General features: G+C 70.0%; 13 protein-coding genes. 7 read left to right on the top strand and 6 right to left on the bottom strand.

Features of this window, described 5'->3' with window-relative positions; translation table 11 throughout:
* Nucleotides 1-46: 46 nt before the first annotated feature.
* Nucleotides 47-739: a pyridoxamine 5'-phosphate oxidase family protein gene (locus tag NV348_RS11535; RefSeq protein ID WP_447146912.1), complete on the top strand. Its 693-nt coding sequence runs from the start codon at nt 47-49 to the stop codon at nt 737-739.
* 82 nt (nt 740-821) lie between these two features.
* Here NV348_RS11535 and NV348_RS11530 read toward each other — a convergent pair whose 3' ends face one another.
* Together NV348_RS11530 and NV348_RS11525 are read right to left on the bottom strand one after the other, a co-directional pair.
* On the bottom strand, nt 822-2,153 hold the full coding sequence (locus NV348_RS11530; RefSeq protein ID WP_447146911.1) for a hypothetical protein: 1,332 nt from the start codon (nt 2,151-2,153) through the stop codon (nt 822-824).
* Nucleotides 2,153-2,920, bottom strand: a complete 768-nt coding sequence (locus tag NV348_RS11525; RefSeq protein ID WP_447146910.1) for a crotonase/enoyl-CoA hydratase family protein — start codon at nt 2,918-2,920, stop codon at nt 2,153-2,155. Before NV348_RS11525 ends, NV348_RS11530 begins: the two co-directional genes overlap by 1 nt.
* Before the next feature lie 63 nt (nt 2,921-2,983).
* Between NV348_RS11525 and NV348_RS11520 the strand changes: the two genes are divergently transcribed.
* The 4 genes from NV348_RS11520 (at nt 2,984) to NV348_RS11505 (ending at nt 6,658) form a co-directional block, all read left to right on the top strand.
* Complete coding sequence (locus tag NV348_RS11520) at nt 2,984-3,589, top strand: TetR/AcrR family transcriptional regulator (RefSeq protein ID WP_447146909.1); 606 nt, start codon at nt 2,984-2,986, stop codon at nt 3,587-3,589.
* A 17-nt stretch (nt 3,590-3,606) separates the two neighbouring features.
* Nucleotides 3,607-5,235: an acyl-CoA dehydrogenase family protein gene (locus NV348_RS11515; protein WP_447146908.1), complete on the top strand. Its 1,629-nt coding sequence runs from the start codon at nt 3,607-3,609 to the stop codon at nt 5,233-5,235.
* Nucleotides 5,236-5,323: 88 nt separating this feature from the next.
* Complete coding sequence (locus NV348_RS11510) at nt 5,324-5,992, top strand: nucleoside/nucleotide kinase family protein (RefSeq protein WP_447146907.1); 669 nt, start codon at nt 5,324-5,326, stop codon at nt 5,990-5,992.
* Between the two features lie 84 nt (nt 5,993-6,076).
* The gene (locus tag NV348_RS11505) at nt 6,077-6,658 is read left to right on the top strand and encodes a potassium channel family protein (RefSeq protein WP_447146906.1); all 582 of its coding nucleotides are present in this window, start codon (nt 6,077-6,079) and stop codon (nt 6,656-6,658) included.
* Here the strand turns inward: NV348_RS11505 and pgi are convergent.
* Nucleotides 6,627-8,267 (bottom strand): glucose-6-phosphate isomerase, encoded by a 1,641-nt coding sequence (gene pgi, locus NV348_RS11500; RefSeq protein ID WP_447146905.1) that lies wholly within the window; start codon nt 8,265-8,267, stop codon nt 6,627-6,629. The two genes, NV348_RS11505 and pgi, sit on opposite strands and share 32 nt — an antisense overlap.
* An 82-nt stretch (nt 8,268-8,349) precedes the next feature.
* Here pgi and NV348_RS11495 point away from each other — a divergent pair, with 82 nt between their 5' ends.
* Nucleotides 8,350-9,807, top strand: coding sequence for an NAD-dependent succinate-semialdehyde dehydrogenase (locus NV348_RS11495; RefSeq protein ID WP_447146904.1), 1,458 nt, complete (start codon nt 8,350-8,352; stop codon nt 9,805-9,807).
* 89 nt (nt 9,808-9,896) lie between these two features.
* Here the strand turns inward: NV348_RS11495 and NV348_RS11490 are convergent, their stop codons facing one another.
* Nucleotides 9,897-10,190 carry a chorismate mutase gene (locus NV348_RS11490; protein WP_022566231.1) on the bottom strand — a complete coding sequence of 98 codons (294 nt, stop codon included), beginning with the start codon at nt 10,188-10,190 and terminating at the stop codon, nt 9,897-9,899.
* 299 nt (nt 10,191-10,489) lie between these two features.
* Here NV348_RS11490 and pcrA point away from each other — a divergent pair, with 299 nt between their 5' ends.
* The gene (pcrA, locus tag NV348_RS11485) at nt 10,490-13,078 is read left to right on the top strand and encodes a DNA helicase PcrA (protein ID WP_447146903.1); all 2,589 of its coding nucleotides are present in this window, start codon (nt 10,490-10,492) and stop codon (nt 13,076-13,078) included.
* Between the two features lie 11 nt (nt 13,079-13,089).
* Here the strand turns inward: pcrA and NV348_RS11480 are convergent, their stop codons facing one another.
* A complete protein-coding gene (locus NV348_RS11480) occupies nt 13,090-14,469 on the bottom strand; it encodes a DUF1731 domain-containing protein (protein ID WP_447146902.1) in 1,380 nt (459 codons plus the stop codon).
* A 58-nt stretch (nt 14,470-14,527) separates the two neighbouring features.
* Nucleotides 14,528-15,571 carry a M23 family metallopeptidase gene (locus NV348_RS11475; protein WP_447146901.1) on the bottom strand — a complete coding sequence of 348 codons (1,044 nt, stop codon included), beginning with the start codon at nt 15,569-15,571 and terminating at the stop codon, nt 14,528-14,530.
* Nucleotides 15,572-15,832: the final 261 nt, after the last annotated feature.

Below are 15,832 nucleotides of genomic sequence, written 5' to 3'. Positions count from 1 at the left end.
CGAAGTGGACCTGTCTGCGGTCCACTTCATCGGCGAAGCTCATCTTATGACCACGCACGACACCACCCGCACCCCCTTGTCGCCGACCCCGCGTACCACCCTGACGCGGTCCAAGGAACGTGGCCGCGCCGATCGCGCCGACCTCGACGCGGTGCTCGACGCGGGCCTGGTCTGCCACCTCGGTGTGCTGCTCGGCGGCGCGCCGGTGGTGCTGCCGACCGTCTACGGCCGCGCGGGCGACACGCTCTACCTGCACGGTTCTACCGGCGCGGGCAACCTGCGCGCCGCCGTCGGCACCGAGATATCGCTCGCCGTGACCCACGTCGACGGGCTGGTGTACTCGCGCTCCGCCATGCACTTCTCGATGAACTACCGGTCCGCGGTGATCCGTGGCCGCGCGGTGCTGGTCACCGACGAGGCCGAGCGAGACAACGCGCTACGGGTGATCGTCGAGCACGCCGCGCCGGGCGCCTGGGACCGGGTGCGGCCGCCCAACCGCAAGGAGATGGCGGCCACCATGGTGCTCGCGCTCGATCTCACCGAAGCCTCGGTGAAGGTCCGCACCGGCGGCCCGAACGACGACGCGGCCGATATCGAGACCGGTGGCGTCTGGGCGGGTGTGCTGCCGTTGCGGCAGGTCTGGGGCGAGCCGATCGACGCCGCCGATCTGGAGCCCGGCGTCGAGGTGCCCGCCGATGTCGCTGCGCGGGTGACGCCGAGCCCGGTGACCGTCGGCTGACCGGTGAAGGTCAGGTTCATGAGGATCGGGGGCCGTGATCAGTGGCGTGATGGCGGCTGAGTGCCCGGCGCGGGCACGCGGATCACCACGGCGCGGCGCTGAGTCCGGCCGTGGCGCAGGCGCTATCTATTGCGGCGTCGAGTGTTTCGCGGTCGCAGGCCAGGCTGACCAGCGCCAACGTGTAGGTGTCGCCGAGCTGCGAGAAGTAGCCGGAGAGCCGCGTGCGGGGGAACTCGCTCAGGCCGGGGTGGATCGCGCGGGCCGCGACTCGATCACAGTGGTGCGCGCCGACGGTGCGCAGGGCATCGGGCAGTGTTCCGATGTTGGAGCACAGGATGTCTCGTTCGCCTGCGCCCTTGCTGAGCGCGTAGGCCCAGCGGTCGGGGAGGACCTGGAGGATCTCTTCGGGCAGGCCCGCGGGGCTGGACATGCGGCGCAGGTAGGCGGTGCGGGCCTTGTCGCGGATCGTCGCGGGGGTGTCGGTGCGCTCGATCGCGATCTCGGTCATGGCGAGATCGTTGTCGACGCGGGGTTCGTCGCGGGTGTCGACGGGCAGGCTGGCGGTGATCTCCGGGCGCTGGAATCCGGTCTCCCACAGGATGTTCGCCATCAGGTGGAGGAACAGGCTGTTGGGGGTGCCGCCGGTCGCGGCGGCGGTGGAGTCCCACTCGGCGGTGTCGAAGACCAGCAGGCTGCTGTGGACGGATCTGTCCGGCGACGGCTCGTGCGTGCCGGTGGCGGGAGGCCGGGGAATCCCACGGCGCAGGGCGCGTGCGGTGCCGCTGATGATGGTGGACCACTGTGCGCGAGCATCGGCCCAATCCGACGTGGTTGTACTTCGCGACGCGGACCCGGTGCCCGGCGGGGTCGGTCGCGGCTGCGGCACCGGCGTGGAATCGATGGTTGGCGCGGGTGATGGCGATGTGTCCGCCGAGCCGTTGGCGAGTGCGTCGGGCGGGTCGGCAGCGATGGCGCCGAGTTCATCGAGCGCGGTGGCGACCGCGTGGATGAGCCCGCGGGCATCGGCCAGCGCGTGCGAACAGGTCAGGGCGACAACGGTTCCACCGTCGTACAGTGGCGCGCTGGACAGGCGCCAGCCGGGTCCGAACTCCGGGTCGAGGTCGGCGCCGAGGGAGTCGGCCCACGGAAGGATCGCGTTCTCCGGCAGCGGGGTGCCGGTGTGGTCGAGGGGATGGGCCAGGATGTTCGGCCGCCAGGCGCGCCGTGCTCCGGGGACCCGGGCACGGATCACCCGGCGGCCGAGATCGCCGACTCGCAGCCGATCGTGGATCGCTTGCAGCAGTGCGGGTTCCATCGTGTCCGGGATGCGCCACAGGCCCTGCAACGCGATGGGCGTGCCCATCCCGCGATGGGTGCGCAGGAAGATCTCGTCGACGACGGTGAGCCGGTCCATCACCGATGGTCGGCGCTACCGTGCCTGCCCGCGCCCGCGGCGAAGCGGGCGGCGCCGTCGAGCGCGCCGCCGGTGAGCGCGGTCAGGCCGTGCTGGAACTCGATGCGCATCGCCTCGTCCTCGGGGTGGCCGTGCTGCTCGTAGAGCGCGGCGCGGTCCGAGCGCAGACAGGTCTGCGGGAGTGCGGCCAGCTGGGCGGCCAGTTCCTCGGCGACCCGGCGGGCGTCACCGGTCGGGACGACGCGGGTGACCAGGCCCATCTGCAACGCCTCGGGCGCGCTCACCGGGCGGCCGGTGAGGATCAGATCCAGGGCCCGGCCCTCGCCGATGATCCGCGGCAGTCGCACGGTGCCGCCGTCGATGAGCGGTACGCCCCAGCGTCGGCAGAAGACGCCGAAGGTGGCGTCCTGCTCGGCGATCCGCAGATCGCACCACAGCGCCAGTTCCAGTCCGCCGGCCACGGCGTAGCCGGAGACCGCGGCGATCACCGGCTTGGACAGGCGCAGCCGGGTGGGGCCCATCGGGCCGTCGCCCGCCACCGTGGCCTGGTTGCTGTTCTCGGTGCCCAGCGACTTGAGGTCGGCGCCGGCGCAGAAGGTGCCGTGCTCACCCCACAGCACCGCCACCGAGGCGTTCGGGTCGGCGTCGAACGCCCGGAAGGCATCGGCCAGGGCGCGGGCGGTGGGGCCGTCGACGGCGTTGCGGGCTTCCGGTCGGTCCAGGATCACGGTGGTGACCGGGCCCGCGTGTTCGACACGTACTGACATCGTTCGACCATACGGCGGATCGCCCCTTGTGTGAAGGGGTGAATCGGTGGTTCACTTCTTCGTATGGTGTACCGCAGGACCCCGGCCGTGCAGGCCCGGCTCGACGCGCAACGGACGCTGATCGTGCAGGGCGCGACCCGCGTGCTCTCGCGCGACGGGTTCGCCGGGCTGTCGATGGCCGCGGTCGCCGCGGAGGCGGGCATCGCCACCGGCACGGTCTACAAACAGTTCGAGAACAAGGCCGAATTGGTCGCCGCGGTCTTCGAGACCGTGGTCGCCCGCGAGGTCGAGGCCGTGCGCGCCGCGGTGGCCGAGGGCGACGTCCTGCAACGGGTGAGCGCGGCAGTGGAGACCTTCGCCGGCCGCGCGCTGAAGAACCCGAAGCTGGCGTACGTGCTGCTGGCCGAGCCGGTCGACGCGGCCGTCGACGCGCAACGACTGGAGTTCCGGCGCGCGTTCGCCGCCTCGTTCGAAGCCGCGATCACGCACGGCATCGCCGAGGGACGCCTGCCCGCGCAGGACACCGCCATCAGCGCCGCCGCGCTCGTCGGCGCGATCGGCGAGGTGCTGGTCGGCCCGCTGGCCGCCGCGCCGCACGCCGAGACCGTCATCCCCGAATTGGTTGCTTTCGCCGTGCGCGCCCTGGGTGCGCGCGCGGAAACGTCGTAGTCGAAGGAGTTCCGGCCATGCCGACCCATGAAGTGTTCAACCAGGTACCCCCGCTCGTCCCCTTCGACGCCGCGCGCAACCCCGCGCTGATCGAGGGCCTGCATCGCGAGGGCGCGGGCTGGGCCGAGGCCGAGGTGCGCGAACTCGGCAGGCTCGCCGGCGATGTCGCCGCGCAGGACTGGGGCAGGCTCGCCAACGAATACCCGCCGGTGCTGCACACCCACGATCGCTGGGGGCATCGCGTCGACGAGGTGGAATTCCACCCGCATTGGCACGACCTGATGAATGTCGCCGTCTCCCATGGCCTGCACGGCTCGCCGTGGCTCGACGAGCGGCCCGGCGCGCACACCGCCCGCGCCGCCAAGTTCTACACCTGGGGCAGCGCCGACGCCGGGCACATGTGCCCGATCTCGATGACCTACGCGGTAGTGCCCGCGCTGCGCCACAACCCCGAGCTCGCCGCGAAGTACGAGCCGCTGCTCGGTTCGCGCACCTACGATTTCGGCCTGCGTGAGCCGTCGACCAAGGCCGGTCTCATCGCGGGCATGTCGATGACGGAGAAGCAGGGCGGCTCGGATGTGCGGGCCAACACCACCACCGCCACGCCGCAGCCGGACGGCGCGTACCGGATCGTCGGGCACAAGTGGTTCACTTCCGCGCCCATGTCGGACATGTTCCTGACCCTGGCCCAGGCGCCGGGCGGCCTGTCGTGCTTCCTGCTGCCGCGCGTGCTGCCCGACGGCACCCGCAACCCGATCCGCATCCAGCGGCTCAAGGACAAGCTGGGCAACAAGTCCAACGCGTCCTCGGAGATCGAGTACGAGAACGCCACCGGCTGGCTCGTCGGCGCCGAGGGCGCCGGCGTGAAGACGATCATCGAGATGGTCAACATGACCCGCCTCGACTGCGTGATCGGTTCGGCCACCGGCATGCGGCTCGGCGCGGTCACCGCGGTGCATCACGCCAGGCACCGGGAAGCGTTCGGCGCCAAGCTGATCGACCAGCCCGCCATGCGCAACGTCCTGGCCGATCTGGTGATCGAATCCGATGCCGCGACCACGGTGATGATGCGCCTGGCCGGTGCCACCGACCGCGCGGGCAGCGACCCGGCCGAGGCCGCGCTGCGCCGGATCGCGCTGGCCATCACCAAGTACTGGGTGTGTAAGCGCGCACCGTCGCACGCGGCCGAGGCGCTGGAATGCCTGGGCGGCAACGGGTATGCCGAGGAATCCGGCATGCCGCGGCTGTACCGGGAGGCGCCGCTCATGTCGATCTGGGAGGGGTCGGGCAATGTGGCCGCGCTGGACGCGTTGCGCGCCATGGGCCGTCAGCCCGAGACCGTCGAGGCGTACTTCGCCGAGGTCGGCCTCGCTCGCGGCGCCGACCCGCGCCTGGACGACGCGATCGACCGCGTCGGCAAGGAACTCAGCGATCTGTCCGACATCGAGTACCGGGCGCGGCGGGTCGTCGAGCTGATGGCGCTGGTCTTGCAGGGAGCGCAGCTGGTGCGCCATGGTCACCCGGCGGTGGCCGACGCCTTCTGCGCGACCCGGCTCGGCGCGGACTGGGGTATCGCGTTCGGCACGTTGCCCGTCGGGGCGGACACCGGGGCGATCATCGAACGGGCCTTCGTCGACGTGCGGTGATCCCGGTACGGACGACCCGGCCGGTGGACCGCGCTGTCCGCGTGGGCGACCCGGCCCGGCGGGTCCGGCGATCTCGTAGGGTGAGGCGGTGAGCCGGGCGAGCGATGTGCAAACGGTGACCGACCTCGCCGGGCGGGTGCCGCGCTCGCCGGGGCGGCGCTGGGTGCTCGGCATCGCGGGACCACCGGGCGCGGGCAAATCGACACTGGCCGAGCGGTTGAGCGCCGAACTCACCCGCGCGGGCAGGCCCGCTGTCGTCGCGCCGATGGACGGCTATCACCTGCGCAACGAGGTGCTGCGGGCGCGCGGCGCGCTGGCCCGCAAGGGCGAGCCCGACACCTTCGACGCGGCGGGGTTCGTCAGCGACCTGCGATCGCTGCGGGAGACGCCGATCGGCGCACCGGTGCCGTGGCCACTGTTCGACCGGGCGCTCGACGAGCCGACCCACGGCGGTGTGATCGTGTGTGCCGAGGACATCGTGGTCGTCGAGGGCAACTACCTGCTGCTGACCGACGCCGAGGCGCCCGGCTGGGCGCAGGTCGTCGAGCTGCTCGACGCGTGCTGGTACCTCGACGCGCCGCGCGAACTGCTCACCGAGCGACTGCTGCACCGGCACACCCTCGGCGGACGGACACCCGCCGAGGCGAGCGTGAAGGTCACCGACAGCGATCTGCGCAACGCCGACCTGGTCGCCGCGAGCCGGGACCGAGCGGATCTGGTGTTGTCCGCGGTGGGCCCGGGGTACCGAATCCACTGAGCAGCACTCGGCAGTGTCGGTCGGATCGGCGTGTTGTCGGCGCGTGCGCCGTCGAAATCCCCGGCGCCGGACAATCATGGAGCGATGACGCGACCTCAGCGGGTATCGGTGCCGGGGCATGTGCTGCGCAATCTCGCGGCCGCCGTATTCGCGCTGTTGCTCTTCTACAGCGTGCCGGTGAGCTGGCCGTTCGAACTCGACGCCTGGCCGGGGCGGGTGGTCGGGGTGATCGGTTTCCTCGCCGGGGTCGGTGGACTGGTCTGGCTGGTCTGGCGGCGGATCGAGCACTTCATGAAGCAGCCCGCCTCGGCAGGCGGACGGGTCGACGGGGTGCTGCTCGTCGTGTTCATCGTGTGCGTGGTCTTCTCACTGTTCTATTTCCGGCTGCAGCAACTGAATCCGGACGAGTTCGAGGGGCTCGTGACGCGGACCGACGCGTTGTACTACACCATGTCCACGCTGGGCACCCTCGGCTACGGCGATGTACACGCCGTCGGTCAGGTGGCGCGCGTGGCGACGATGGTGCAGATCGTGTTCGACCTGGTGGTCATCGGCGCCCTGGCCACCATCGTGTCGTCCAGCGTCAACCGCAGGTTCGCCGCGGCCCGGGCGGAACCGGCGCCGGGTGACGACCTCAGCGGCGGTGACTCCGATACCACTCGATGAGCTCATCGGTGGAGGAATCGCCTTGGCTCGCCGGCGGCCCTGGCTCGCTCAGCAACGGCATCAGCTCCAGCGCCTGCTGCTTGCCGAGCTCGACGCCCCACTGGTCGAAACTGTCGATGCCCCAGATGGTGCCCTCGACGAACACCTGGTGCTCGTAGAGCGCGATCAGCTGACCCACCGTCGACGGCGTGAGCTCCGGCGCCAGGATGGTGGTGCTCGGCCGGTTGCCCGGCATCACCTTGTGCGGCACCAGCTTCGGATCGGTGCCCTCGGCGGCGATCTCCTCGGCGGTCTTGCCGAAGGCGAGCACCTTGCTCTGCGCGAACAGGTTGCTCATCAGGATGTCGTGCATGCTGCCGGTGCCGTCGCGGGTCGGCAGGTCGTCGGTGGAGCGGGCGAAGCCGAGGAAATCGGCCGGGATCAGCCGGGTGCCCTGGTGCAGCAGCTGGTAGAAGGCGTGCTGGCCGTTGGTTCCCGGTTCGCCCCAGAAGATCTCGCCGGTCGAGGTGGTCACCGGGGTGCCGTCGGCGCGCACCGACTTGCCGTTGGATTCCATCGTCAGCTGTTGCAGATAGGCGGGGAAGCGGGCCAGGTCGTTCGAATACGGCAGGACCGCCCGCGATTCCGCGCCGAAGAAGTTCGTGTACCAGACGCCGAGCATGGCCAGCAGGACCGGGCCGTTCCGCTCCAGCGGTGCCGTCGCGAAATGCCGGTCCACGGCGTGCATTCCGCTCAGGAATTCGGCGAACTGCTCCTTGCCGATGGTCACCATCACCGACAGGCCGATGGCGGAGTCGACCGAGTAGCGCCCGCCCACCCAGTCCCAGAAGCCGAACATGTGCGCCGGGTCGATGCCGAACTCCGCCACCCGTTCCGCGTTGGTCGACACCGCGACGAAGTGCTTGGCGACGGCGTTCTCGCCGAGCGCGCCGACCAGCCAGCGCCGGGCCGCGGTCGCGTTGGTCAGGGTCTCCAGGGTGGAGAAGGTCTTGGAAGCGACGATGAACAGGGTGGTCGCCGGGTCGAGTCCGGTGAGCTTGGCGACCAGATCGCACGGGTCGACATTCGAGACGAACCTGGCCTCGATGCCGGGGTCGGTGTAATGGCGCAGCGCGCGATACACCATGTCGGGCCCGAGATCCGATCCGCCGATGCCGATGTTGACCACCGCGGTGATCCGCTCGCCGGTCGCGCCACGCCAATCGCCCGAACGCACCGAATCGGCGAATTCGCCCATCCGGCGCAGCACGTCGTGCACCTCGGCGTCGGCGTCGGCGCCGTCGATACTGAGCTGATCGCCGACCGGCAGGCGCAGGGCGATGTGCCCGACCGCGCGGTCCTCCGAGGTGTTGATGTGGGCGCCCGCGTACATCGCGTCGCGCCGCTCCGGCACGCCCGCGGTGCGGGCGAGATCGACCAGGAGCGCGAGGGTTTCGCGCGTCACGCGATGCTTGCTGTAGTCGATGTGCAGATCGGCGACCTGCACGGTCAGGTCGGTGCCGCGCGCCGGATCATCGGCGAACAGTTTGCGCAGGTGTAGGGGTGCGACGCTGCGGTGGTTGTCCGACAGTGCCTGCCAAGCCGCCGACGCGGTGATGTCGCTGCTCACGTGAGCCGACATTACAGCGTCCGATGAAGTCCGGCGCCGCAGTTCGATGTGGGCTCACGGCCCGCCGCCTACGCTGACTCCCATGGTGTCCGAACGTGACGTACTCGAATTCGTACCGAAGGGTTTGTGGATCGGCTCCGGGCCGGTCGAGGCGACGGGCGGGGGCACCTTCGCGGTGCGCAACCCCGCCGACGGCTCGGTGATCGCGCAGGTCGCCGATGCCACGCCGGACGACGCGATGCGCGCGCTGGACGCCGCCGTCGCGGCGGGCGAGGCGTGGGCCGCGACCCCGTCGCGCGAGCGGGGCGAGATCCTGCGCGCAGTGTTCGAGCAGTTGACCGCGCGGGCCGAGGAGTTCGCGCTGCTGATGACGCTCGAGATGGGCAAGGCCCTGGCCGAGAGCCGCAACGAGGTGCGCTACGGCGCCGAGTTCTTCCGCTGGTTCAGCGAGGAGGCGGTGCGGGTGCACGGCCGCTACCTGCACGCGCCGTCGGGGACGGGGCGGATCATGGTGGCCAAGCAGCCGGTCGGGCCGTGTCTGGCGATCACGCCGTGGAACTTCCCGCTCGCCATGGGCACCCGCAAGATCGGGCCCGCCCTCGCGGCCGGCTGCACGATGATCGTCAAGCCCGCCTCGGCGACGCCGCTGACCATGCTGGCGCTGGCCAAGCTGTGCAGCGAGGCCGGGCTGCCCGACGGCGTGCTGTCGGTGGTCACGACCCAGCGCTCCGGTGCCGTCACCGGCCCGCTGATCGACGATCCGCGGCTGCGCAAGCTCACCTTCACCGGGTCGACCGAGGTCGGTAAGAAGCTCGTCTCGGCATCGGCGAACCGCCTGCTGCGCACCTCGATGGAGCTGGGCGGCAACGCGCCGTTCGTCGTGTTCGACGACGCCGACATCGATGCCGCGGTGGCGGGCGCGATGCAGGCGAAACTGCGCAACGGCGGCGAGGCGTGCACCGCGGCCAACCGCTTCCACGTGCAGCGCGGCGTGGTCGCCGAGTTCACCACCAAGCTGGTCGCCGCGATGACCGAGACCGTGGTGCTCGGGCCCGGCACCGATCCGGCCAGCACCCTCGGACCGCTGGTCAGCGAGGATCAGCGCGAGATCGTCAGCGAGCTGGTCGACGACGCCGTCGAGCAGGGGGCGCAGCTGCTGCTCGGCGGCAAGGCACCCGGTGGCGCCGGCTGGTTCTACCCGGCCACCGTCCTCGGCGACGTGCCCGCGACGGCGCGCATCCTGCGCGAGGAGGTCTTCGGCCCGGTCGCCCCGATCGTCGCCTTCGATACCGAGGACGAGGGCATCGCCGCCGCGAACGACACCGAATACGGCCTGGTCAGCTACGTGTACACGCGGGATCTGGACCGGGCGCTGCGCGTGTCGGAGGCACTGGAGACGGGCATGGTCGGCGTCAATCGCGGCGTCATCTCCGACCCGGCCGCGCCGTTCGGCGGCGTCAAGGAATCGGGTTTCGGGCGCGAGGGCGGCATCGAGGGCATCGAGGAATACCTGAACACGAAGTACATCGCCCTGACCTGAGACGCGAAACCGCCCCGGGGATGGTGTAGCACCCGGGGCGGCTTTGTGGAAGCGGCGAACTGGGGGTCCGCCGCGTGGCTGTGTGGGGCCTAGCGGCCGAGGCGACCTCGGCCGAGTCGGAGCAGGAGCATGGCGAGGGTGTGCCCCTCCTGGCCGAGCTCGCTGAAGCGCTCGAGCACCTTCATCTCGCGGCTGTGGACCAGGCGCGGACCACCGGAGGCCATCCGGGTGCGGCCGATGATCCGGGAGATCTCACTCCGGCGTTTGATCGCGGCGAGGATCGTGGCGTCGAGCTGGTCGATCTCGAGGCGGAGCTTCTCGATCTCCGCCTCGGATTGCGGCAGAGCCGAATCGGACCCGGTGGTCGTAGCAGGGGTGCTCATCATTCATCTCCTCGTGTCAGAACTTGGATCGGTCAGGCCGCACGGCCTGTTACCCGATCTGTTCCTTCACCCTGAAACTTTCCCGATGGGCGGTACGTGATCCCCCCGGGAGTGCGCAAATAGCCGCGCTCACCGCCACGATATCGGATCGTTTGCCGATCCGGGCATGCGGAGAAGCACTGGCCATGAGGCCCAGTGTGCCACGGGCCCCCAGTCATGCAAAACAGTTGTGTTTGTGAATCTGCTGAGAAGCCTGCGGTTCGCCGCCTGTCGGTGCCCGCCGGTAGCGTGGACAGACGATGGATATCACGGTCGCTCCCCACGCCTCAGCCGCCGATCCCAGTGAACCCGCTTCCGCGCCCGCGGAGCTAGCGCGCCGGGACGGTGGTGGCTCCGGCGCGTCCGGTGGTGGGCTGGCCGAGGCGGCGGCGCGGCACAGCGCCGAGCAGGAACAGCGCCGCAAGGAACGCGAGCAGCGCCGCGTCGAGGAGACCGAACGCCTGCTCGACGGACTGAATCCGCAGCAGCGCGCGGCCGTCGTGCACGCGGGCTCGCCACTGCTGATCGTCGCGGGCGCCGGCTCGGGCAAGACGGCGGTGCTCACCCGGCGCATCGCCTACCTGCTGGCCGCGCGTGGCGTGCACACCGGGCAGATCCTGGCGATCACCTTCACCAACAAGGCCGCCGCCGAGATGCGTGAGCGGGTCGCCGGGCTGGTCGGCCCGCGCGCGGCCAGCATGTGGGTCTCGACGTTCCATTCCAGCTGCGTGCGGATTCTGCGGATGCAGGCCGCCCTGCTGCCGGGGCTGAATTCGAATTTCTCCATCTACGACGCCGACGATTCGCGCCGTTTGCTGACGATGATCAGCCGCGATTTCGACATCGACACCAAGAAGTATTCGGCGCGGTTGCTGGCGACCGCGATTTCCAACTTGAAGAACGAACTGATCGGCCCCGAGCAGGCCGCTGCCGACGCCGAGGCCGACGAGACCGAACTGCCCGCGCTGGTCGCCCGGATCTACGCCGAGTACCAGAAGCGGCTGCGCGCAGCCAACGCCATGGACTTCGACGACCTGATCGGCGAGACGGTCGCGCTGCTGCAGCACCATCCGCAGGTGGCCGAGTACTACCGGCGCCGGTTCCGGCACGTCCTCGTCGACGAGTACCAGGACACCAACCACGCGCAGTACGTGCTGGTGCGTGAACTCGTCGGCCACCACACTGCGCCGACCGACGAGGAGTCCGGCGTCGAGCCGAGCGAGTTGTGCGTGGTCGGCGACGCCGACCAGTCCATCTACGCCTTCCGCGGCGCGACGATCCGCAACATCGAGGAATTCGAGCGCGATTTCCCCGACGCGGAAACCATTCTGCTGGAACAGAACTACCGCTCCACCCAGCACATTCTCTCCGCCGCCAACGCGGTGATCTCGCGCAACGAGGGCAGGCGCGAGAAGAAGCTGTGGACCGACTCCGGCGAGGGCGAGCTGATCACCGGCTACGTCGCCGACAACGAGCACGACGAGGCGGCGTTCGTCGCCAAGGAGATCGACAAGCTGGTCGACGCGGGCGACGCGAACTACGGCGATGTCGCGGTCTTCTACCGCACCAACAACAATTCGCGGGCGCTGGAGGAGATCTTCATCCGGATGGGCCTGCCGTACAAGGTGGTCGGCGGCGTCCGGTTCTACGAGCGCAAGGAAGTCCGCGATGTGGTGGCCTACCTGCGCGTGCTGGAGAACCCCGACGACGCGGTGAGCCTGCGCCGCATTCTCAACACCCCGCGGCGCGGAATCGGCGATCGCGCCGAGGCGTGCGTGGCGGTGCACGCCGAACAGCGCGACATCGGCTTCGCCGCCGCGCTGCGTGACGCCGCCGACGGCAAGGTCGCGTTGCTGAACACCAGGGCCGTGCGGGCCATCGCGGGCTTCCTCGACCTGCTCGACGAGATCCGCGCGGCCGGAAAGCGCGCCGACAGCGAATATCCCGACGTGGGCAATGTCGTCGACGCGGTGCTCGACCGCACCGGGTACCGGGCCGAGCTGGAAGCCTCCGACGATCCGCAGGACGGCGCGCGCCTGGACAACCTCAACGAACTGGTCAGCGTGGCCCGCGAATTCAGTTCCGAGGCGTTCAACAACGCCGAGGCCGCGCGCGAGGAAGGGCTGCTGCCGGAGGCCGGCGACGGTGAGCCCGAACCCGGCTCGCTGGCGGCGTTCCTCGAGCGGGTGTCGCTGGTGGCCGACACCGACCAGATCCCCGACGAGGGGTCGGGTGTGGTCACCATGATGACGCTGCACACCGCGAAGGGCCTGGAGTTCCCTGTCGTCTTCGTGACCGGCTGGGAAGACGGGCAGTTCCCGCACATGCGCGCGCTGGGCGACCCGACCGAGCTGGCCGAGGAACGCAGGCTCGCCTACGTCGGCATCACCAGGGCCCGGCAGCGGCTCTACCTGTCCCGCGCCGTGGTCCGCTCGGGTTGGGGGCAGCCGGTGTCGAACCCGGAATCGCGATTCCTGCAGGAGATTCCGCAGCACCTGCTGGACTGGCGCCGGCTGGAGCCGGTGGTCTCGCCGGTGCAGCGCGGCCGCAGGCGCGAGGAGAGTGGCTTCGAACGCGACTGGACCAGGGGCGACGGCTGGGATCAGCGTCCAGGTGTGCGCGGCGGAACGGGTCAGCGCAGGCCGGCCCCGGGTGGCGGTGCGGTCAAGCGGAACAACACCGATCTCGTCCTCGCCGTGGGTGATCGGGTCAGCGACGACAAGTACGGCCTGGGCCGGGTGGTCGCCGCCGACGGTGTCGGCCCGCTGGCGACCGTCACCATCGACTTCGGCACGGCCGGAAAGATCCGGCTGATTCCTCAGTTCAGCCGGACCATCGTGAAGCTCTAGAGGTGTGCGGCTCAGTGCGGGAGTAGATCCGTCAGGGCTTCGTCCAGGGTGGGGTAGCGGAACTGGAAGCCTGCCCTGTGCAGGACTTCCGAGGTGGCGTGGCGGCCGGTGAGGCCGAGAGCCGGGTCGGTGCGCAGGACGAGCGCGCCGATTTTCAGGATCGCCGCCGGGGTGGGGGGTGCGGGTGGGCGGTGCAGCAGGCGGCGCAGGGTCGCCATGAGTTCGGTGTTGCGGACCGGGAATTCGGTGGCGGCGACGAGGACGCCATCGGGGAGAGCCAGATCGGGGTCGAGGCCGAGGGTGGCGCGGACGATGGCCAGCCAGTCCTCGATGTGGATCCAGCTGAACCACTGGTCACCGGGGCCGACGCGGCCACCGAGGCCCGCCTTGGTGAGCTGGGCGAGGCGTTCGAGCGCGGGGGCGTCGGGGTCGAGGACGATGGAGGTGCGCAGGATCGTCCAGTGCTCGGCGCGGGCCGGGTCGAACGCTTCCTCCCACGGCTGGGCGACGCCGGTCATCTGTGGCAGGCCGACGGGCAGGGGAGTGGTTTCGGTGCAGCGGGTTTCGCCCGCGTCCGACCAGATCGCGGTGGTGCTGGCCTGCACCCAGTAGTCCACCGGGGTATCCCGCAGACCGGCGGCGGCGACCAGCGCCGCGGTGGAATCGACTCGGCTGGTGCGCAGTTCGGCGATATTGCGTTCGGTGGGCCGGCAGTCGACCAGCTTGCCCGCGAGGTTGACCACCGCGAGCTTGCCGGGCTCCCGCAATTCCACAGCCCAGGCGCCGACCGAACGGCCGTCCCATTCGGTCTGCCGGAACGGCAGGGCGGGGTTGCGCTTGCGGGTGAGCAGGGTGACGCGCTGACCACGACAGGTGAGGTCGGCGGCGATCTGGGTGCCGAGCGCACCGGTGCCGCCCGCGATGACCACGGTGAGCGCGTCGTCGGCGGGCACCAGCCCGGCCAAGCGCGCCAGCCGCGAGAAGTTCACCCGCGCATCGGTTTCGATGAACGGCCGGACCACCGTGCGCGCCGCCGCGGCGGACGGCCCGGTGAACCGCAGCTCCTGGGTGATCTCGGTACCACCGTCACGCGGGGTCAACCGCCAGGTGAGATGCATGGTTCCGGCGGGTTCGGGCTGCTCGATGCTCAGTTCCCGATCCGGGACGACGGCGGTGACGGTGAACGATCCACCGAATCGCCCGTGCACGCGCGCCGCGACCTGGCCGTTGGGCAGATAGTCACCGGTGGCACCGACGGCGACCGGCCCGTGCATCCGCACCGACCGCACGCCCGGATTCCACTCCGGCCACTGCGCGAGATCCCCCAGTACGCTCCACACGGATGCCGGTGGGAGCGCGATGAACTGCGTGTACTTCGTCGTACCAGCCATGACCGGAACGCTAATCGGGTGCAGCGGCACTGTGAAGGGTGCCGCTGATCACCTCACCTCAGTCGCGCTGGGAGCCCAGGCTGATGCCGCGGGTGGCCAGCCACGGGACCGGATCGATCTTGTCGGTGCCGTTGAGCCACACCTCGAAATGGCAGTGTGGGCCGGTGGAGAAGCCACGGTTGCCCATGGTGGCGATCTGATCGCCGGCCAGCACCCGCTGACCCTGCGAGACGGTCGCGGTGTCGATGTGGCCGTAGATGGTGACGGTGCCGTCGTCGTGCAGGACACGCACCCACATGCCGAAGCCCGAGGCCGGACCCGCTTCGATGACGGTGCCGTCGGCGACCGAGTAGATCGGGGTGCCGATCGGACCGGCGACATCGATGCCGAGGTGCTGCACACCCCAGCGGGCACCGAAACCGGAGGTGTAGTTGCCGGAGGTGAACTTCGCGAACAGCGGGCGCAGCTTGGCCGATTCCTGCGCGGCGAGGTCTTCGGCGAACTTCTGGCCCTTGGCGAGGATGTCGTCGAAGTGGCTCTTGTCGGCGATGGCGGAGGCTTCGAGTACCGAAGCGCCGGTGCCGTTCTCGCCGAGGTCGGCGGTGCTCATCGACTGGGCGGCGATCTCGTGGATCTGGCCCGCGGCCTCGTAGTCGACACCGTGCGCGGGCTGGCCCGGGTCGGCCATCGCGGCCTGACCGGCGGCGACGACAGCGCCCGCGGCGACGGCGATGACCGCGGCACGGCCCTTCAGCGCGGCGGGGGGAGCGGGCACGCGGTGCGCGCCACCACGACGTTCGGCGCGACGCGGGGTGGGTTCTTCGGACTCGGCGGCGCGGGTGGGCTCCCACGACGTGGGGTAGGCGCCGGAGTCATAGGTGTCGGACTCGTCCGGGGTCCACTCGTCCGCGGCGGGAGTCCAGGCGCTGTCGGCGTTCCAGTTGTTCTGGTCCTGCCAGGTGTTCTGCTGCGGCCACGCCGTCTCGGGCGCCGCAGCGGGCGCACGACGGCCTTGCGGGTGCGAGGTGTACTCGTCGGTGTACCGGTAACGGTGGCCGGAATTGGTGCGATCTTCGACTGTGAAGGTGGAGCGGTGGTTCATCGGCTGCGCCGAATCGCCGACGGCTGTTCCAAGCGAGTGCTGACGTGCCTCAAGCTTGTCGTCCTCCTCAGTCCTGACTTGCCCAGTCGTGACCTGGTTGTCGTGACCTGGTTGTGACTTCGACCGCATTGACGGTAACGAAGCGATTGCAGAGTGGCAAGCGCTGGTCGGAAACCTAGCGTACTGTGTGAGATTCGTCACCGTAACGCGTCGGAATATCTCACCATTTTCAGGTGTCCCGGGTGAGCTCCGTCGACGACA

Source organism: Nocardia fodinahabitans (genome assembly GCF_052983615.1).
Note: the sequence above shows the minus strand (reverse complement) of the source record. Positions and strands in the feature narration are given on the sequence as shown.

Coding starts and splice junctions, on each gene's coding strand:
- NV348_RS11535 (WP_447146912.1), top strand. CDS start 47: ATGACCACGCACGACACCACCCGCACCCCCTTGTCGCCGACCCCGCGT.
- NV348_RS11530 (WP_447146911.1), bottom strand. CDS start 2,153: ATGGACCGGCTCACCGTCGTCGACGAGATCTTCCTGCGCACCCATCGC.
- NV348_RS11525 (WP_447146910.1), bottom strand. CDS start 2,920: ATGTCAGTACGTGTCGAACACGCGGGCCCGGTCACCACCGTGATCCTG.
- NV348_RS11520 (WP_447146909.1), top strand. CDS start 2,984: ATGGTGTACCGCAGGACCCCGGCCGTGCAGGCCCGGCTCGACGCGCAA.
- NV348_RS11515 (WP_447146908.1), top strand. CDS start 3,607: ATGCCGACCCATGAAGTGTTCAACCAGGTACCCCCGCTCGTCCCCTTC.
- NV348_RS11505 (WP_447146906.1), top strand. CDS start 6,077: ATGACGCGACCTCAGCGGGTATCGGTGCCGGGGCATGTGCTGCGCAAT.
- NV348_RS11495 (WP_447146904.1), top strand. CDS start 8,350: ATGGTGTCCGAACGTGACGTACTCGAATTCGTACCGAAGGGTTTGTGG.
- NV348_RS11490 (WP_022566231.1), bottom strand. CDS start 10,190: ATGAGCACCCCTGCTACGACCACCGGGTCCGATTCGGCTCTGCCGCAA.
- pcrA (WP_447146903.1), top strand. CDS start 10,490: ATGGATATCACGGTCGCTCCCCACGCCTCAGCCGCCGATCCCAGTGAA.
- NV348_RS11480 (WP_447146902.1), bottom strand. CDS start 14,469: ATGGCTGGTACGACGAAGTACACGCAGTTCATCGCGCTCCCACCGGCA.
- NV348_RS11475 (WP_447146901.1), bottom strand. CDS start 15,571: ATGAACCACCGCTCCACCTTCACAGTCGAAGATCGCACCAATTCCGGC.